The organism is Mesorhizobium sp. CO1-1-11 (assembly GCF_020164995.1).
Classification (GTDB): domain Bacteria; phylum Pseudomonadota; class Alphaproteobacteria; order Rhizobiales; family Rhizobiaceae; genus Mesorhizobium; species Mesorhizobium australicum.
Genome location: NZ_JAIUHE010000006.1, coordinates 93,688 through 111,668, shown reverse-complemented (window position 1 = coordinate 111,668; position 17,981 = coordinate 93,688). Strand labels below are relative to the sequence as shown.

General features: G+C 62.9%; 20 protein-coding genes. 9 read left to right on the top strand and 11 right to left on the bottom strand.

The window, feature by feature from the left end; genetic code table 11:
- Positions 1-2: 2 nt before the first annotated feature.
- Positions 3-1,196, bottom strand: coding sequence for a succinyl-diaminopimelate desuccinylase (gene dapE / locus LB554_RS08645; protein ID WP_015314432.1), 1,194 nt, complete (start codon positions 1,194-1,196; stop codon positions 3-5).
- A gap of 125 nt (positions 1,197-1,321) precedes the next feature.
- Here dapE and LB554_RS08640 point away from each other — a divergent pair, with 125 nt between their 5' ends.
- Positions 1,322-2,365 carry a 2-dehydropantoate 2-reductase gene (locus tag LB554_RS08640; RefSeq protein WP_224584119.1) on the top strand — a complete coding sequence of 348 codons (1,044 nt, stop codon included), beginning with the start codon at positions 1,322-1,324 and terminating at the stop codon, positions 2,363-2,365.
- Here LB554_RS08640 and LB554_RS08635 read toward each other — a convergent pair.
- The 4 genes from LB554_RS08635 to dapD all read right to left on the bottom strand — a co-directional run bounded on the left by LB554_RS08635 (position 2,265) and on the right by dapD (position 4,775).
- The gene (locus LB554_RS08635) at positions 2,265-3,041 is read right to left on the bottom strand and encodes a hypothetical protein (protein WP_140824198.1); all 777 of its coding nucleotides are present in this window, start codon (positions 3,039-3,041) and stop codon (positions 2,265-2,267) included. The genes LB554_RS08640 and LB554_RS08635 overlap by 101 nt on opposite strands.
- A gap of 69 nt (positions 3,042-3,110) precedes the next feature.
- Positions 3,111-3,494 carry a DUF805 domain-containing protein gene (locus LB554_RS08630; RefSeq protein WP_027143826.1) on the bottom strand — a complete coding sequence of 128 codons (384 nt, stop codon included), beginning with the start codon at positions 3,492-3,494 and terminating at the stop codon, positions 3,111-3,113.
- On the bottom strand, positions 3,487-3,849 hold the full coding sequence (locus tag LB554_RS08625) for a DUF805 domain-containing protein (protein ID WP_140711703.1): 363 nt from the start codon (positions 3,847-3,849) through the stop codon (positions 3,487-3,489). Before LB554_RS08625 ends, LB554_RS08630 begins: the two co-directional genes overlap by 8 nt.
- Positions 3,850-3,920: 71 nt before the next feature.
- The gene (dapD, locus tag LB554_RS08620; protein WP_015314427.1) at positions 3,921-4,775 is read right to left on the bottom strand and encodes a 2,3,4,5-tetrahydropyridine-2,6-dicarboxylate N-succinyltransferase; all 855 of its coding nucleotides are present in this window, start codon (positions 4,773-4,775) and stop codon (positions 3,921-3,923) included.
- 142 nt (positions 4,776-4,917) lie between these two features.
- Here dapD and LB554_RS08615 point away from each other — a divergent pair, with 142 nt between their 5' ends.
- Positions 4,918-5,766: an LOG family protein gene (locus LB554_RS08615; protein ID WP_015314426.1), complete on the top strand. Its 849-nt coding sequence runs from the start codon at positions 4,918-4,920 to the stop codon at positions 5,764-5,766.
- 102 nt (positions 5,767-5,868) lie between these two features.
- On the opposite strand, the gene LB554_RS08610 is transcribed toward LB554_RS08615, so the two are convergent.
- Positions 5,869-6,573 carry a pyrimidine 5'-nucleotidase gene (locus LB554_RS08610; RefSeq protein ID WP_015314425.1) on the bottom strand — a complete coding sequence of 235 codons (705 nt, stop codon included), beginning with the start codon at positions 6,571-6,573 and terminating at the stop codon, positions 5,869-5,871.
- Between the two features lie 163 nt (positions 6,574-6,736).
- Between LB554_RS08610 and LB554_RS08605 the strand changes: the two genes are divergently transcribed.
- From LB554_RS08605 to LB554_RS08595, 3 genes are all read left to right on the top strand, one after another.
- Positions 6,737-7,498, top strand: coding sequence for a GGDEF domain-containing protein (locus LB554_RS08605; RefSeq protein ID WP_140615443.1), 762 nt, complete (start codon positions 6,737-6,739; stop codon positions 7,496-7,498).
- A 184-nt stretch (positions 7,499-7,682) separates the two neighbouring features.
- On the top strand, positions 7,683-7,868 hold the full coding sequence (locus tag LB554_RS08600) for a hypothetical protein (protein WP_140711699.1): 186 nt from the start codon (positions 7,683-7,685) through the stop codon (positions 7,866-7,868).
- Positions 7,865-9,304, top strand: a complete 1,440-nt coding sequence (locus LB554_RS08595; RefSeq protein ID WP_224584117.1) for a GMC oxidoreductase — start codon at positions 7,865-7,867, stop codon at positions 9,302-9,304. The genes LB554_RS08600 and LB554_RS08595 overlap by 4 nt, the downstream gene beginning before the upstream one ends.
- Before the next feature lie 228 nt (positions 9,305-9,532).
- On the opposite strand, the gene LB554_RS08590 is transcribed toward LB554_RS08595, so the two are convergent.
- The 3 genes from LB554_RS08590 to LB554_RS08580 all read right to left on the bottom strand — a co-directional run bounded on the left by LB554_RS08590 (position 9,533) and on the right by LB554_RS08580 (position 12,646).
- Positions 9,533-10,501 carry an amino acid ABC transporter permease gene (locus LB554_RS08590; protein WP_141906002.1) on the bottom strand — a complete coding sequence of 323 codons (969 nt, stop codon included), beginning with the start codon at positions 10,499-10,501 and terminating at the stop codon, positions 9,533-9,535.
- On the bottom strand, positions 10,498-11,802 hold the full coding sequence (locus LB554_RS08585) for an NAD(P)/FAD-dependent oxidoreductase (protein ID WP_224584115.1): 1,305 nt from the start codon (positions 11,800-11,802) through the stop codon (positions 10,498-10,500). The genes LB554_RS08590 and LB554_RS08585 overlap by 4 nt, the downstream gene beginning before the upstream one ends.
- Positions 11,803-11,881: 79 nt before the next feature.
- Entirely contained in the window at positions 11,882-12,646 is a 765-nt protein-coding gene (locus tag LB554_RS08580) for a transporter substrate-binding domain-containing protein (RefSeq protein ID WP_224584230.1), read from the bottom strand.
- Between the two features lie 422 nt (positions 12,647-13,068).
- On the opposite strand from LB554_RS08580, the gene LB554_RS08575 reads away from it, so the two are divergent.
- The gene (locus tag LB554_RS08575; protein ID WP_224525312.1) at positions 13,069-13,515 is read left to right on the top strand and encodes an Lrp/AsnC family transcriptional regulator; all 447 of its coding nucleotides are present in this window, start codon (positions 13,069-13,071) and stop codon (positions 13,513-13,515) included.
- Positions 13,516-13,650: 135 nt separating this feature from the next.
- Here the strand turns inward: LB554_RS08575 and LB554_RS08570 are convergent, their stop codons facing one another.
- Positions 13,651-14,283, bottom strand: a complete 633-nt coding sequence (locus LB554_RS08570; RefSeq protein ID WP_015314415.1) for a TetR/AcrR family transcriptional regulator — start codon at positions 14,281-14,283, stop codon at positions 13,651-13,653.
- A 103-nt stretch (positions 14,284-14,386) separates the two neighbouring features.
- On the opposite strand from LB554_RS08570, the gene LB554_RS08565 reads away from it, so the two are divergent.
- Positions 14,387-14,791 (top strand): VOC family protein, encoded by a 405-nt coding sequence (locus LB554_RS08565; RefSeq protein WP_015314414.1) that lies wholly within the window; start codon positions 14,387-14,389, stop codon positions 14,789-14,791.
- Positions 14,792-14,857: 66 nt separating this feature from the next.
- Here LB554_RS08565 and phhA read toward each other — a convergent pair whose 3' ends face one another.
- On the bottom strand, positions 14,858-15,694 hold the full coding sequence (gene phhA / locus LB554_RS08560) for a phenylalanine 4-monooxygenase (protein WP_140615206.1): 837 nt from the start codon (positions 15,692-15,694) through the stop codon (positions 14,858-14,860).
- Positions 15,695-15,828: 134 nt separating this feature from the next.
- Between phhA and LB554_RS08555 the strand changes: the two genes are divergently transcribed.
- Positions 15,829-16,305, top strand: coding sequence for an Lrp/AsnC family transcriptional regulator (locus LB554_RS08555; RefSeq protein WP_140615204.1), 477 nt, complete (start codon positions 15,829-15,831; stop codon positions 16,303-16,305).
- Positions 16,306-16,414: 109 nt separating this feature from the next.
- Entirely contained in the window at positions 16,415-17,980 is a 1,566-nt protein-coding gene (gene bchE, locus LB554_RS08550) for a magnesium-protoporphyrin IX monomethyl ester anaerobic oxidative cyclase (RefSeq protein ID WP_224584111.1), read from the top strand.
- The last annotated feature ends 1 nt before the right edge of the window (position 17,981 follow it).

Here is a 17,981-nt window from a genome sequence, read left to right as displayed (position 1 = left end):
GATCAGCCCTGTCCGAACCAGTCGTCGATGAAGCGCTGGTAGATCCGCGTCAGCGTTTCCAGATCGGCGATGGCCACGCGCTCGTCGACCATGTGCATGGTCTTGCCGACCAGGCCGAATTCGACCACCGGGCAATAATCCTTGATGAAGCGCGCATCCGATGTGCCGCCGGAGGTGGATAGCGCCGGCTTTTTGCCGACCACCGCCTTGACCGAGCCGCTCAGCGTCTCGACCAGCCTGTCGTCGCGGGTCAGGAAGACGTGGCTCGGCCGGTCGCGCCAGACCAGCTCATAGTCGACTGGCGTCTTCTTGCCCGGCCGGTATTTCTTGCGCCCAGCCGCCTGATCGAGGCGGTTGTGGATTTCCGCCTGGACCGTCTCGGCCGTCCAGCTGTCGTTGAAGCGGATGTTGAAGGTGGCGGTTGCCTTGGCGGGAATGACGTTGGTGGCCGGGTTGCCGACATCGATGGAGGTCACCTCGAGGTTGGTCGGCTGGAAATCCTTGGTTCCCTTGTCGAAGACGGGATGCAGCAAGGCGTCCACCAGGCTCATCAGGCCGCGCACCGGGTTGTCGGCAAGCTGCGGATAAGCGGCATGGCCCTGGCGGCCATTGACGGTGATGCTACCCGACATCGAGCCGCGCCTGCCGATCTTGATCATGTCGCCGAGCGTGTCCGGATTGGTCGGCTCGCCGACGATCGACGCGTCCCATTTCTCGCCTTTGGACGCGGCCCATTCGAGCAGCTTGACCGTGCCGTTGATGGCAGGCCCTTCCTCGTCGCCGGTGATCAGCAGCGAGACCGAGCCCTTCGGGCCACCATTCGCCTCGACGTGGCGCGCCACCGCGGCGATGAAGCAGGCAATGCCGCCCTTCATGTCGACCGCGCCGCGGCCATACATTTCGCCATTGGCGATATCGGCGGCGAAAGGCGGATGCGTCCAGGCGGCTTCGTCGCCGACCGGCACCACGTCGGTATGACCCGCGAACATCAGATGCGGGCCATTGCCGGAGCGCCGTGCATAGAGGTTCTCGATGTCGGGCGTGCCGTCTTCGGAGAACACCGGCCGATCGACCAGGAAGCCGAGGGGCTTCAGCATCGCCTCCAGCGCGCTCAGCGCGCCGCCTTCGGCTGGTGTCACCGAGGCACAGCGGATGAGAGAGGCAAGGTTTGCGGCGGGGTCAGTCGGCAGCGTCATGGCAAAAGCGATAGTCGAAAGCGAATGGCCTGTCACGGCCAGACATAGGGCCAAGCCAATGGCCGACGATACCGCCGACATTATGGTTTTCATGTCGTATAGTTCTGGCTGATGCGGAGTAAGAGATGGCAAACGGCGAAAAGAGAATCGTCATCGCCGGCGCCGGCAGCATTGGCTGTTATGCCGGCGGCTGCCTGGCGCTCGCCGGGCGGCGGGTTGTCCTGCTTGCCAGGCCGCGCATCGAGGCAGCGCTCCGGCAGGGCGGATTGCGCGTCAGCGACCTCGAGGGCCGCGATCGCCTGATCAAGCCGGCAGAGCTTGCCGTCACCGCCGATCCGGCCGCGTCCTTGCCGGGGGCCGATGTGATCCTGGTCACCGTCAAGAGCGGCGCGACGCGGGAAATGGCGGCACTCATCAAGGCCCATGCCCGTCCCGATGCCGTGGTGGTGAGCCTGCAGAACGGCGTCGACAACGCCGACAGGCTGCGCGCGGTGCTTGGCCCGCGAACGGTGCTGGCTGGCATGGTGCCGTTCAATGTCGTGCAATCAGCCGATGGAGAGCTGCCGTTGCGCGTTCACCGCGCCAGCGACGGCAAGGTGATGGTCGAAAAGGGCGATGTCGGCCTTGCCGACCTTCTCGACACCGAAGGCCTGGCTGTCGAAACGCGTGGCGATATGAAGGCCGTGCTGTGGGGCAAGCTTCTGATGAACCTGAACAATGCGCTGGTGGCGCTGTCGGGCCTGCCGCTGGCAACCGAACTCGCCGACCGGCGCTGGCGGCTGATCCTGGCCAGCCAGATCGACGAGGCCTTGCTGGCGATGAAAACCTCCGGCATCGAGCCGGCGCGGATCGCCGGCCTGCGCCCGACGCTGCTGCCGAAGGTGCTCAGGTTGCCCGACTGGCTGTTCAAGCTCCTGGCCCGGCGCATGCTGGCGATCGATCTCGAGGCGCGCTCGTCGATGTGGGACGATCTGCAGCGTGGCCGGTCGACCGAGATCGACGACTTGCAGGGCGCTGTTTTGCGGCTCGCTGAAAAAGCCGGTACGCCGGCGCCGACGGTCCAGCTTATCAGCGCGCTGGTGCGCGCGGCGGAAGCCGAGCGGCTTGGCTCGCCAAGCCTGGTGCCGGAGAAGGTTGTGGCGCCGCCGTCCGGCCGTCGATCAACGTGATCTTCTGCCAGATCTTGCGCGACAGGTTGGACGCCAGGTTCTCGATGTCGTTGACGCCGTCGATGACGACGGCGTCATTGACGGATTGCGCGAACAGCGCCGCGATCTTGCCGGTGATCGACAGCATTTCGGAGCAATAGTCGAGATAGCGCGCGAGATCCGCGGCATTGGTGAGACGGGCCGGCGAATGCGCCGTCGGCTTGAAGCTGGCCGACAGCGCCGCCGGATCCTTGGTCAACTGGTGCATGTCGATGACATGGATCAGCGATCTGAGGCCGTGCAACTGGCGAAACACCTGCTTGCGCTTGATGCGCTCCTCGGTGCGGATCAGGGCCAGGAAGCCGAGCACGGCGAGGATGATCATGTTGATCGTGGCTTCGATGCCCTGCACCGACTGCACCGCGTCGTCGGCCTGGGAGATGTGAATGAGCGGCAGGATGGTGCCGACGAACAGGAAGATCAGCGCGCCCGCGATGACGGCGGCGACGATGATGCCACGCAGCCACCAGATAGGCGCTTCCAGGGCCTTGGCGGCCTTGGCCAGATCGCGCGACAGCGACACAAGTTCGGCGGCAACGCCGCGCAACCCGGCCTCCGGAAAACGGTCGGCCACACGCCCTTCCAGCCGCTCGGCGGTTTCGATGATCAGTTTCGGATCAAGCGTGCGGTAGCGCATGGCGATCCGATCGGCCCCCTAGGGCATGATGCCGAAAAGTGTGAAGCGGTTTTCCGACGACGTCATGCTCTATTTCTTTGATTCTGCCGGCTCGTTGGTGCGCCGGCCATAACGGTTGGGTCCAGGCTGCCCTGGAAACAGGCACAACACAAGGAAGGCGACGATCGAGACGACCGGCACGAACAGGATCAGCGCTGCGATACCCGGCTTGTCGAGGTCGTGCAGCCGCTTCACCGCCAGCGCGATGTTCGACCACAGCGAGGCGATGAAGGCGATGAAGAAGATGAACGACCACATGTTGCTCTCGGCCGAACCCTCCGGCACCAGCGTGAAGCGGTACAGCGGAAATGCCTGGATGATGGCGACGAGCAACCCGCCGAGAAAATAGGCCGCGCGGCTGACGCGGCCCGAGGTCTTGAAGAAAAGCCAGTTGAGATCCGATCTTTCAGGCAAGCGGGTCCGATCCATATTGATTGGCACCCCTGGTGCCTTCGAGAATGCCGAGTTCGACCAGCAGCCAGATGCCACCGATGACGGGTACGAAGCCGATCAGCGTCCACCAGCCCGACTTGTTGCGGTCGTGCCAGCGTTTGGCATAGAGGGCAATCGCGAAATAGATCGATGCCAGCGCGAAGAGGATGCCGATGATGCCGATCTGGGCACCGCTGGCCGTGGTGAAACGCGTGCCGAGGATCGCATCGAGAATGAAAGCAATAATGCCGATAACGATGAATACGCCGATGCCAGCCCAGAACTTGCCCCGGTTGATGCGGCCATCAAAGCTTGTGAGCAGATATTTCCAGTCCATGTCACCCCTCCAGTTGAACCAGCGCGACCGATTGTCGCGCCGGCGGAAGGTGCGCCTGCCCGGCGGAAAGATCAATCGCGCAGCAATTCGTTGATCGAGGTTTTGGACCGGGTCTTGGCGTCGACCCGCTTGACGATGACGGCGCAGTAGAGACCTGGGCCCGGCTCGTTGTTTGGAAATGCCTTGCCCGGTAGCGAGCCGGCGACGACCACGGAATTCGGCGGCACCTCGCCATAGAAGATCTCGCCGGTGGCGCGGTCGACGATCTTGGTCGACTGGCCGATGAAGACGCCCATGCCCAGAACGGAGCCTTCGCGCACGATGCAGCCCTCGACCACTTCGGAACGCGCCCCGATGAAGCAATTGTCCTCGATGATGGTGGGGCCGGCCTGCATCGGCTCCAGCACGCCGCCGATGCCGACGCCGCCCGAAAGGTGGACGTTCTTGCCGATCTGGGCGCAGGAGCCGACCGAGGCCCAGGTATCGACCATGGTGCCGCTATCGACATAGGCGCCGACATTGACGAAGGACGGCATCAAAACCGCGCCCGGCGCGACATAGGCCGAACGGCGCACGATCGACGACGGCACGGCGCGGAAGCCCGCCTTCTCGAAATCGACGGCGCCCCAGCCGTCGAACTTGGACGCCACCTTGTCCCACCACACGGCCTCGCCGGGGCCGCCCTTGATGATCTCCATCGGATTGAGCCGGAAGGAGAGCAGCACCGCCTTCTTCAGCCACTGGTTGACATGCCACTTGCCGTCGGCCTGCCGCTCGGCGACGCGGGCGGTGCCGCGGTCGAGCAGGTCGAGTGCCGACTGGATGGCGTCGCGCACCTCGCCGCGGGTCGCGGTCGAAATGGCGTCGCGTTCCTCGAAGGCCCTGTCGATGGTCTTTTCGAGGCTCGCCAGATCGGGCTTCGACATGAATTTGCTCCATTACCAAGCTGTTAAGGGCTGCGCCTTAACCTGTTTAAAAGTCGCGCGGACCCTATGTTAAGGTGGAATGGGGGTCAATCGCGCCAGCGTCATGGGACGGCGCAAGTAAAGGAATGGACGGGTGGATTCGATGACTCCCATGGAAAAGGCGGGATGGACGCCGCTGCCGCACTCGGATGAGGATCTGGAGCGGTCGAAAAGCGTGCCGGACACGCCGCAAACGCGGGCCGAGACCTACCGCCTGGCCTGGAACGATCCCGACTTCATGACCCGGCGCGAGCTGCGCGCCGTCAGGCTGCAACTGGAACTGCTGAAGCCGGAAATGATCCTCGCCGAGCGCGGCATTCGTTCGACCGTGATCCTGTTCGGCGGCGCGCGCCTGCCGGAGCCCGGCGGCGAGGCCTGGGCGGCCAAGAACGAGATGCAGAAGAAGAACCTTGAGGAAAACAGCAAATATTACGAGGAGGCGCGCAAATTCGCCCGCCTCTGCTCGCAGCAGTCGGCCACGTCATATTATCGCGAATATGTGGTGGTGACCGGTGGCGGTCCGGGCGTCATGGAAGCGGGAAACCGCGGCGCCGATGATGTCGGCGCGCCGTCGATCGGGCTCAACATCGTGCTGCCGCACGAGCAGGCGCCGAACCCCTATGTGACGCCGGAGCTCTGTTTCAACTTCCACTATTTCGCCATCCGCAAGATGCACTTCGTCATGCGCGCCAAGGCCGTGGCGGTGTTTCCCGGCGGCTTCGGCACGATGGACGAGTTCTTCGAGACGCTGACGCTGATCCAGACCGGACGCATGGAGCGCGTGCCGGTGATCCTGTTCGGCAAGTCCTTCTGGAAGCGGGCGATCGACCTCGACTTCCTCGCCGAGCAGGGCACGATCAGCCCGGGCGACCAGGATATCATCGATTTCGTCGACACAGCCGACGAAGCCTGGGGCATCATCAGCCGCTTCTACAAGCTAGGGAGTGAGTGAGTGAGTAGGCAGTGGGAATTAGTGAGTAGGGATTAGTAGTGAGCGAGCGAAAGGTGTGCTCCTCCACTACTCACTACCCACTACTCACTACTCACTAATTCACTACTCACTACTCACTATTCCCGTCAAAAATTCCGCGAGATCGTCGGTGACGTAGTCGACGTCGTCCTCCTGCGCCGGGTCGCGTTCCCAGATTTCCGAAAAGGTCGGCTCGAAATTGCGCGGCACCACGAGAACCGTGGTCATGCCCAGCGACTTCGGCACGGCCAGGTTGCGGGCGAGATCCTCGAACATCACCGCATTGTGGCCGGTGACGGCGTGCAGTTCGGCGAACTTCTCGTAGGTCTGGCGCGCCGGCTTGGGATTGAGGCCGGCAGCGACGATATCGAAAATGTCGTCGAAATGGTCGAGGATGCCAAGTTGGCGCGCGGTGCGCTCGGCATGCCTGCGGTCGCCATTGGTGAAGATGAATTTGCGGCCGGGAAGCTGGCGGATGGCGGTGCCGAGAACAGGATCGGGCACCAGCCACGAATAGTCGATGTCATGGACCTTCTCCAGAAAGTCGTCGGGATCGATGCCGTGGCGCGTCATCAGCCCGTTCAGCGTCGTGCCGTATTCGCGATAGAGCTCCTTCTGCAGCTTGCGCGCCTCCTCGCGCGGCAGCGCCAGCAGTTCCCCGACATAGGCGGTCATCTTGACGTCGATCTGCGAGAACAAATTCGAGTGATGCGGGTAGAGCGTGTTGTCGAGGTCGAACACCCAGTCGGTGACATGGGCGAAGCGGGCGGGATCGGGAAGCGTGGTCATGCGCTCCTTATGGCATGAAACAGGGATTCTGAAAGGGACTTTATCCACAACTTATGCGCGTCGAGAGTGGCGGAAATGGCCTCACGATTCAAATTTTAGCCATCCCGGAAAGGTGGCCTTCAGGGCTTGCTGGCACAGAGACAAGTCCTGTGGGGAGCCCGCGATGAATAGCATTATTCTCAAATCCGCCGCCATCGCCTTCGCCTCCGTCGCTGCCTCGCTCCTGCTGACATTGATCATCGTCCCAGCGATGGGATTCCCGGTCACGCGCACGATCTGGCTGACGTCGACGGTCTGTCCGCTGGTCCTTGCCTGGACGGCATGCGCCGGCACGTTCTGGCAGAGCGACAGGTTGAAAAATGCCCATCGCGAATTGGCCCGTGCCCATGCCCAACTCGCCGCGGCGCACCGCCGCCTGGCGGAAAAGGCGAGCCGCGACGACATGACCGGCATGCTCAACCGGGAAAGCTTCTTTGCCGCGTTGGACGGCTCCCGGCGCAAGTCCGACCGCGGCGCGCTGCTGATCATCGACGCCGATCATTTCAAGAAGATCAATGACAATTTCGGTCACCTGACCGGGGACGACGCGCTGCTGTTGATCGCCAGCGCCATCGAGCGCGGCGTGCGCAGCGGCGACGTGCTCGGCCGGATCGGCGGCGAGGAGTTCGGCGCGTTTCTGACCGGAGCCACGGAACAGGAGGCCAAGCGCGTTGCCGAACGGATCCGTCGCGAGGTCGAGCTGATCCGCTTCCGACCCGTCGATGAGCGAACCATTCCGTTGACCGTCAGCATCGGCGGCACCGTGTGCGGCGAGGATGTCAACGTATCGGACCTGATGCGCGCTGCGGACCGGCGCCTCTACCAGGCCAAGCATGCGGGCCGCAACCTGACGATCCTCGATACCGACATTTCCGAAGCCGCATGAGCGGGTTGGCCAGCACACCCGGCCGGTTAAGAAATCTCTAACCCTGTTTGCATCCGGTTGTGCCGCTTGTCAGGCTTTTTACCGCCTTGAGGCCATGCTTGGCACGATACTGGCTTCCGTGACGATGCGTGTGCCGTTCGGGGAACGTCATGCGCGCATCGAAGCCCCAGCCGAGAGGCCTGTCATGAGTTTCTTCATCAAAAAAATGCCGCGCCGCACGCTCGTGCAGGCGCTGATCGCCCTGCCTGCCCTGTCCTTGTTCCGCAAGCTGCCTGATGCCGACGCCATCCATGGCGGTTCATCCCGGGCCGACCCCGACGAGATCGTCGAGGTCAATGGCTGGATCCTGAAGCGGAGCGACCTGGCATGATCTTCGACAGCTACGAGGCGTATCGCGCCGCCAATTTCGCGCCAAAGGTCTGTGTCCTTGGTTCCGGCCCCGCCGGCACCACGATCGCCAGGAAACTTGGCGCGGCCGGCATCCCGGTCGTGGTGCTGGAAGCCGGCTCGCGGGAATTCAGCGACGAGTCGCAGGATTTCTACCGCGGCACGACGGTCGGCGATTCCTACTTCGATCTCGATATCACGCGGTTGCGGTTCATGGGCGGCAGTTCCAATCACTGGGCCGGTTGGTGTCGCGTGCTCGACAAACAGGATTTCGAGCCGAAAGCCTGGGCACCGGACACCGGCTGGCCTATCCGGCGCGCCGACATCGAACCCTATCTTGCGGAAGTGCGCGATATCCTCGACCTTCCAGATTTCCGGCCAGATGTGCCGATCTCGGACGACATTCGCTGGGTGCAACTGATCAAGAGCCCGGCGGTCCGGTTTGCAGAAAAGTTCGGCGACCAACTCGACCAGAGCAAAAACATCGCCGTCGTGCTCAACACCTACGCCACCGAGCTTGCCGGAGATGGCAAACGCGTGACCGGCGCCAGATTATGGTCCAACGGGCAGGACGCCGGCCCGTTCAGCGCCGACTATTTCATCGTCTGCACCGGCGGACTGGAGAATTCCCGGCTGCTTTTGTGGTCCAACCGGCGCTCCAACGGCGGCGTCGTGCCGAACGCGACGGCGCTTGGCCGCTACTGGATGGAGCATCCGACCTTCGAGGGCGGCAATGCCATCCTGGCCGACTACGGCGCGTTCGAGGTCGATGCCGTCAAGGAGGCCTTCTTCTCGCCGATGGCTGCCGCGATGGAACGGCTCAAGATCATGAATTTCGGCATCAGGCTGATCGAGACTCCCTATCCGGGCGTCAAGAGCCTCATCGCTGATCTTGCCTGTACGGCGCCGCACATGGCGGAATGGGTGTCGGGCAAGCTCGACCAGAACCTGCGTTGCGCCGCTCAGCTTTATGTCGCCTGGGAACAGGCGCCGCTGGCTTCGAACCAGATCGAGCTGTCGAAGACCGAGGTCGACCATGCCGGCGTGCCGCGCATCGAACTGCACTGGAAGAAATCGGAACTGGAACGCCGCACCCTTCTCGAAGGCTTAAGGCTGTTCGGCACGACGCTTGCCCAGAAGAACCTGGGCCGGGTGCGCATTGCCGACTGGATCTCGAAGGGCGACGATTATCCGACCAACGAAGAGACGGCGGGCCACCATCATATGGGCGGCACGCGCATGGGCACCGACGTCACCAGGAGCGTGGTGGACGCCAACTGCAAGGTGCATGGCATGGACAATCTCTATGTCGGCGGCTCTTCCGTCTTTTGCACGTCGGGACAAGCCAATCCAACGACGACGATCACCGCGCTCGCCTGCCGGCTGGGTGAGCACCTGAGCAAGGTGGTCACGGTCTGAGCGCAGTCGTCGTCCCTGCTCGGATCACCACCCGTTCTGCCGACGCCAAGGATGGCGCCGGCAGAGGCTCAAAAGCCGTAGAGGGCGATGCGCACCAGCACGGCGGCGACGCCGAGCTTGCCACCATTCGGCGCTTCGTCACCGCCGCGCTCGACCTGCAGCGCGACCAGCTTGTGCGGCTGAAGGCCGAGGCATCGCAGCCGCGCTGATTTTAGGCGTCAAACCTACCTAGCGGTCCGATCGGCCGAAGCGCCGTTCGAGATAGGCCTGGCCGAATTCCAGCGCGATCGACAGGATCCAGTAGATCATCGAGGCGGTGATCAGCATCTCGATATGGCGGAACTCCGTCTGGCCCATCGTGCGGGCGAGATACATGATCTCCCAGACGCCGACGACCGACACCAGCGAGGAATCCTTCAGCATGGCGATGAACTGGTTGCCGGTCGGCGGGATGATGACGCGCATGGCCTGCGGCAGGATGACCAGCGCCATGGTCTGGCCGGGGCTCAGGCCGAGCGCCGTGGCGCCTTCGCTTTGGCCGCGCGGGATGCTTTCGATGCCGGCGCGGAAGATCTCGGTCATGTAGGCGCCATAACACAGCGACAACGCAACGATGCCGGCCGGCACCGCGCCGATCACATAGCCGACCTGCGGCAGGCCGAGATAGATGATGTAGATCTGCATCAGCAACGGCAGGCCGCGAAACAGCGACGTGTAGAAGGTCGCCAGCCCGTAGACGATGCCGTTGCCGGTCAGTTTGGCGATGGCCCCGATAAGCGCGATGGTCGTTGCGATGAGAATCGAGATCGCCGAAATGTAAAGCGTCGTGGTGACGCCCTGGGTGATCAGGAAGCCGACCTTCCTGGCAATGAAGGCAAAGGAGAGGTCGAAGGAATAGAAGAACAGCATCAGCAGCGCGAACAGCTCGATCCAGACGCCGGCGATCTGCTGGCGTCGGGGCAGGAGCAGCAGCAGCTTGCAATTCACCAGAACCAGGAGCGCGATCAACACGGCCGAGAGGGCGCGCGACAAGGCTGGATTGGCCTGCAACCAGTCGGATGCAAGCGGCATCACCGAGCCGATCCAGCTCGACTTGATGCCCATGGCGTAGAGGGCCGCGGCCAGCAGCGCGGGAAAAAGTGCGGCCGCCGCGTGGCGGGCAAGCCCTGGATGGGAGAGCATCAGCCTGCCGATCATGCCGTCACCTTGTCCTTGGTGGTGGCGCGGCGTTCCCGCCACCAGTCCTGCGCCTGCAGTTTCCAGTAGGTGAGCTGCGCGGCGGCAAGGCCACCGGCGCCGCCGGCCCAGCTCAGTCCGAATGGCGCGAACTGCCGATACCGGTCCGAAGCGCCCAGAATGCCCTCGGCGACAATTTTTCCGGCAATCGCCGTGGTGTTGAGGCCATGGCCACCAAAAGCGGTGCAGTACCAGACGCCTGATTGCATCTCCCCGATCTGGGGCATCAGATGCCGGGCATAGGACATCAGCCCCGACCAGGCCAATTCGGTCTTGAGGCCGGCGAGCTGCGGGTAGGTGCCGACCATTTCGCGGCGCAATTCGCGCGCCAGCGCGTCGGCGGAAGCGGCACGCGTGGTGATGCGTCCGCCCCACAAAAGGCGATTGCCGCTCTCGACCAGACGATAATAGTCGCCGGCCCGCCTGTTGTCGCCGACGGCATCGGTCGTGGCGACGGCTTGCGCAATGAGGCGGGGAGCCGCCTCGGAAACCATCACATAGGTCGCGATGGGCAGAAAGGCGCGGTAGAGCTGGCCGAACACCGGGCCGGTATAGCCGCCGGTCGCGAGCACGATCTGGGGCGCCCGAAGCGTGCCCTGGCTCGTGCGCAGCATCTTTTGCGGTCCCGACAGGTCGCATTGCACGACCTCGGAACTCTCATGGATCTTGCCGCCCAGCCGCTCGATCTCGTCGGCCAGGCAACGCAGATAGTTGAGCGGATGGATGTGAAAGGCGTTCGGGTCGCGCAGGCCCTGGTGGTAGCGAGCCGACTTCAGCACCGCGCGCACATCTTCGCCGCGCAGATATTGAAGCTCGTAACCGTGGTCGCGTGCCATCTGGTCGGCATAGGCCTTCAGCGCATCGCCGCCGTCGTAGCGCAAGACGCTGAGCAGGCCGGCACGCGGCTGGGCGGCCGATATTCCGAGCGCTTCGATGGTGTCGCGCACGAAGTCCATGCCTTCGATCGACAGCCGGTGCAGGTCGCGCGCTGCCTCCCCGCCGACACGTGCGGCGATAGTGTCGCCGCCGGTGGCGAAGCCGGGTGTGACGAAGCCGCCATTGCGTCCCGAAGCGCCGAAACCAACGACCTGGGCTTCCAGCACGACGACGTGCAGTCCGGCGCGCGCCAGCTGCAGCGCTGTCGTCAGCCCGGCCAATCCGGCGCCGACGACGGCCACGTCACATCGCGTCTCGCCTTTGAGCGGGGGCCGCGTCTTCCGGTCGGTCAGGGTGCGGGCGTAATAGGTGTCCGGATAGGCCATCGACGACTTTGCGGTGAGGGGCATTCATGAGGTGGGGTGACGCCCGCCGGCTGCCGAGGAGGCAGCCGGCGGAATGACATTACTTGGCGCTGTAGTCCTTGCCGTACCACTTCGTGGTCAGCGCGGCGAGCGTGCCGTCCGTCTTCATTTCGGTGATGATGCCCCCGACCTTCGCGGTCCACTCGGGATCCTTCTTCTCGGCGATGACGACGAGCGGCTCGCGGAAGGCGTACTCGCCTTCCAGGATCTTTACGGGATAGCCGTTCTTGATGGCATTCTGCGCCGTCTGTTCCGGCGCGATCACGGCATTCAGGCGCACGCCGTCGCCAAGCCGCAGGTCATCGAAGGGAAGCATGGAATCCGCGTAGGTGCGGATCTCGCCCGGCTCGAGCTTGTATTCGATGGGAGCCAGGCCAGGCGCGTCGATTTCGAGCTTGCGGCGGATGAAATCCTCCGAGGTGGTGGCAGTCTCGACGCCGATGATCTTGCCGTTGAGATCGGCGACCGACTTAGCGCCGCTGTCCTTGTGCAGGACATAGACGTAGGGGCTGTAATAATAGATGCCGGCAAAGTCGATCACCTTGGAGCGGGCTTTTGTCGGCGTGACCGATCCGACGCCAAGGTCGTAGCGTCCCTGCCAGCGCCCGCCGGTCAGCGTCGCCCAGTCGGGCGTTTCGAACGAGACCTCGACGCCAAGCCGCTTGCCGATCTCGCGCGAGACATCGATGTCGAAACCGGCGAGTTCGTTGCTGTCGTTGAGAAAGCTCTGTGGAGGCCAGGCCGCGTTGGTGGCGATGACCATCGCCTTTTTCGACGTGACGCGGTCCAGGGTTTCACCGGCCATGGCTGCCGTCGTGATGGCGAATGTCGCGGCGGCAAGAACGGCCAAATTGAGCAGTTTTTTCAAAGTTATCCCTCCCTTGTGGTTGAACTGATAGGTTGAGTGGCCGACGTCGAACCTCAGCGCTTCAGCTGCAGGTGCAACCGGATCGGTTTCGGACTTTGCCCATCACAGCCGAAGCTGATTCCTCCTGACGGACCGGCGTTCGTGACTCCAGACAGTCAGGTCGCAAAAAGAAGGGTTCCACCCGGCGAAATGCGGGATATTGGCGATCGCGCAGTCATTGCGTCCCTTGGGATGACAAAGTGCCGGATAGTTGGCCTTGTTCCGTTCGCCGCTGCCAGTATTGCGGATTGTCGCGAGGGCTGTTCAGCCGATAGGATCGCGCGGTGGTTACTAAGCGGATCGAGCGAGAGGTTTTGTTTGTGGAATTGACCGAGAAGGATCGTCAGTTGCTCGCGCTGATGCAGAAGAACGCGCGTGAGCCGGTCGCGTCACTGGCACGGCAGCTCGGCGTGTCGCGGACAGCGCTGCAGGAGCGGATCCAGAAGCTGGAGGCCGGCGGCATCATCGAAGGCTATACCGTGCGGCTGGCCAAGACGGTGGCCCAGAACGCCGTCCACTGTTTCACCCTCGCCTCCCTGAACAACAAGAGTTATCCGGACGTCTCCAGAAGGATCAAGGCGATGCCCTCGATCCAGGCGGTCTATGCCATAACCGGTGAATGGGATCTGATCATCCACCTTGCCGCCGAGACGCTCGAGAAGCTGAACCGGGAGGTGAATGCCCTGAATGAAATCAGCGGCGTCGTCAAAACCGCTTCCCACGTGGTGATGGAGACGAAGTTCAACCGGACCATCTACGCTCTGTAGGAATGGCGGAATGTCCCGGCGGCCGGCCGTTCCACTGGAACTTGTCGATCTGGTAGCCGGTGCGCATCACTGTTTGCGGGTCGAAAGGCACATGGTGGTGTCCTCGACCCCTGCAAACGTGGGCAGGGGACGCGACTAGTTCGGCTGGACTCCGTAGACGGCCAGAAATGCCTCCACCGAGGCATCCGCGTGGCGTTCCAGTTCGGCCTTGGAGCGCCGGTTGCCTCCCGTGAACATGGCTTCATTCATGGGGATCCAAAGAAGCATTCCAAAAAGATGGCTGGCTGCCAGATAGGGATCACTTGTTTGTATCAGTCCTCGACTGGTGAGTTTTTGAAAGCAGGACGCCGTCGAGGCAAGCATGCGCTCAAACCCCTTTTCGTACCAAGCGCGGCCAAGCTGCGGCATTCGATCCGCGTTGGCGATGATCAAGCGCCGCAGCTTCAACAACTCTTCATCCATGAGAACCGCTATCAGGCGTCGGGCAAGCTGCTGCAGGCCGCCTTCCATGAATTTCGCCTCGGAAAGCAGCGTCGTCACTGACTCGATGATGTCATTGACCTGGGTAGCGGTTGACAGAACGACTTCGCCAAACAGCGTCTCCTTGTCGGTGAAATGCTTGTAGACGGTCTGCTTGGAGGCCCCCGCCTTGGTGGCGATTTCCTCCATGCTGGTCCCGTCATATCCCTTGCTGGTGAACGCCGCCGTGGCCGCCTGGATGATCTCACGATCCTTGCGAGCCGATCTGGTCTCACCGTCGATTTTCATGGCGCCCTCTTAACCAGTACTAGACGGTACCGTTCTCTTGTGGTAGCCCATGAAACGGTACTGGACTGACTAGTACCTGTCAACGAAGGCAAGGCTTAGACCGATGACCAAGATGATCTTCATAAATCTGCCGGTGCGGGATCTGCAGGCAGCGACCAATTTCTATCTCGCGATCGGGGGCACGCTCAATCCGCAGTTCTCGAACGACCAGGCCAGTTCGGTCATGTTTTCCGACGCGATCGGGGTGATGTTGCTGACGCACCAGCATTACGGCCAGTTCACAACCCGCCAGATCGGCGACGCCAGGCGTGACAGCCAGATGCTGATCGCACTCACCGCGAGCAGCAAGGACGAGGTCAATGCCACGATCGAGAAGGGCGTCGCGGCCGGCGGCCGCGCCGATCCCAACCCCGCTCAGGATCTCGGCTTCATGTTCAACCGCCACATCGAAGACCCTGACGGCAACGTCTGGGAGCTCCTGTGGATGAACCCCGCTGCCATGCAATAGCCCAGCGCGATCAAAGCGTCCAAAGCGCGTCGCGTTGAGACAGATTCATGCGACGCGCTTTATGTTTTAGACCGTCGCCGGGTCGAGCGCCGGCTGGCTCTTGCGGCGCGCGACGATCGCTTCGAAATCCGCCGTCTGGAAGGCATCGCGCAAGGCGTCGAAGGACGGCAACACGAAATAGGCGCGCTGGAACTTGTCGATCTCGTAGCCGGTGCGCATCACCGTTTCCAGGTCGAACGGTACATGGTGGGCGTCCTTGCTCTCGACAGCGAACTGCAACTCGGTGAACGACGACATCAGACCGGCGCCAAACGCCTTCAGCTTCTGGCCGTTCTCCTGCATCAGGCCATATTCGGCCGTGTACCAGTAGAGCCGGGTGATCATCTCGTCGCCGCCCAGCGCAATGATGTCGCCGGCCTTCTTGCCATACATCTGCATGAAATCGGCAAACACCGGCTGCGAGAGAACCGGCACATGGCCGAAGAAGTCATGGAACATGTCCGGCTCGACGACGTAGTCGAGTTCCTGCTTGGTCCGCAGCCAGTTGGTGACCGGGAAGCGGCGGTTGGCGAGGTGGTCGAAGAACGGTGCGGCCGGGATGAGGCCCGGCACGGCGACGATTTCCCAGCCGGTCAGCTTGCGCAGTTTGGTGCTGACGTCCTCGAAATCGGGGATGCAGTCGAGCAGGCCGAGCTTCTCGACGCCGTCGAGATAGGAGTGATGGGCGAGCTTTTGCGTCAGCTTGGTCTGGCGGTCGCACAGCGTGCGCCACACCGCCTGCTCCTCGGTCGAATAGTCATAAGCCTGCGCCACGGTGAAATCCGCGCGGCACACCGAATAGTCCCCGCGCAACCCTTGCGCCGCGCAGTCGCGGGCGTATTCGGCAACGCTCATCGTCGTCATGGGTTTTCTCCTCGCATCAATGGTTGACGTGCCGCAAGGCTAACCCGATCTGCCGAGGCAATTCGGTTTTGATGGTGGCTCCTCCGCCACATTCGAGATACTATTCACTCACAATTCACGTGGGAGGAGTGAAAATGCCTCAATTCGACGATTTCGAGATCAAGATGCTGGATGTCCTGCAACGCAACGGTCGCAAAGCCGTTTCCGAGCTGGCGCAGGAGGTCGGCCTCTCCACCACGCCCTGCGCGCGGCGCTTCGAGGCGCTGCAGGAAGCCGGCATCATCAAGGGCTTTGCCGCGGTGATCAGCCGCCGCGCCGTCGGCCTGATGGTCGAGGTATTCATCCAGGTTCGCCTCGTCAGCCACAGCGACGGCTCGCCCGAGAGCTTCATTGCCGCCGTTCAGCGCATGGATGAGGTGTCGTCGTGCTGGACGATGACCGGCGACCACGATTTCCTGCTGCATGTCATGGTGCCATCGGTCGACGAGCTCAACGCCTTCGTCATGCATCGGCTGATGCGGCTCGACGGCGTGCGCGACGTCCACACGCAACTGGTGCTGCAGAACATCAAGGGACCCGGCCACACGCCGCTCGCCCATCTCAGGCGGTGATGCGCATCCGCGTTTCTGCGGAAAAGCTGCAAGCAAACTGCTGAAACGGGCCAATAGGGCGGCACTATCGCCGGCCAGCATTGCGCGGACCAACTCCAGGAGGTCCGCCATGAAAATCGTCCTGATCAATCCGCCGCACACCGCCATCGGCAGCCGCGTGCCGGACGGTCACCTGCCGCCGCTTGGCCTGCTGGCGATCGGCGGCCCGCTGCTCGACGCCGGTCATCAGGTGCGGCTCGTCGATGCCGAGTTCGGGCCGATGCCGCTCGCCTCGGTTGTCGCGGAAGCCCTGAAGGACTGTCCCAACTTCGTTCTGATCGGCCATTCCGGCTCGACCTCAGCACATCCGACCGCCTTGTTGATCGCCGGGATGGTCAAGGCGCGCGCGCCGGCGACGATCATCCTCTATGGCGGCGTCTTCCCCACCTATCACTGGCGCGACATCCTGGCGTCAACCGACGCCTTCGACTTCATCGTGCGCGGCGAGGGCGAGGCGACCGTGGTGGCGCTGGTCGAGGCGCTGGAGATGCGCCAGCCGCCGGCAAGCGTTGCCGGCATCGCCTGCCGCGACGATCTTGACCGTCCCTTCGCTACGCAAGCGGCGATGACCATCGCCGACCTCGACGCCTACCGCGTCGGCTGGGAGCTGATCGACCACCGCAGATACAGCTACTGGGGAGGCAAGCGTGCGGTGGTCATGCAGTTTTCGCGCGGCTGCCCGCATCTGTGCAATTATTGCGGCCAGCGCGGCTTCTGGACCCGCTGGCGGCATCGCGACCCAGTCAAGTTCGCCAAGGAGATCGCCTGGCTGCACCGCGAGCATGGCGTCGAACTGATCAACCTGGCGGATGAAAATCCGACAGTTTCTAAAAAGGCCTGGCGCGCCTTTCTCGAAGCTTTGATTGCCGAGAACGTGGCGGTGCTGATCGTCGGCTCGACCCGCGCCGACGATATCGTGCGCGATGCCGATATGCTGCACCTCTACCGCCAGGCCGGTGTCATCCGCTGGCTGCTCGGCATGGAAAACACCGACGAGCAGACGCTGCAATTGATCCACAAGGGCGGCAGTACCTCGTCCGATCGTGAAGCGATACGGCTGCTGCGGAAGCACGGCATCCTGTCCATGGCAACCTGGGTCGCCGGCTTCGAGGATGAGGGATTTCGCGATCTGTGGCGCGGCTTTCGCCAGCTCCTCGCCTATGACCCCGACCAGATCCAGGCGCTCTATGTGACGCCGCATCGCTGGACGCCGTTTTTCCGCATCGCGCGGGATCGCAAGGTGATCCAGACGGATGCCCGCCTGTGGGATTACAAGCACCAGGTGCTGCACATGACCCGGCTGAAGCCGTGGATGCTGTTCTTCTCGGTCAAGCTGATTGAGCTCGCCGTGCAGTCGAGGCCGAAGGCGCTGGCGCGCATCCTGTTCCACCCCGATCCCGAGCAGCGGCATTCGATGCGCTGGTACACGCAGATGGGTCGCCGCGTCTGGTTCCGCGAGGTCTGGGGTTTTCTGGTGACCGACCGCCGGGTGAAAGGCGGCCCGACGCTCGCGGAATTCTGGGGCGCACCGCAGGACACTGAGGAGGAATCGATGGTTGTCCGGCGGCCGGTTACAAAGCCGGAGCTTCCTGCGGCCGTAAATCGCGGCCTGCCAGGCAGAAGGTTAGCCGGCTGAC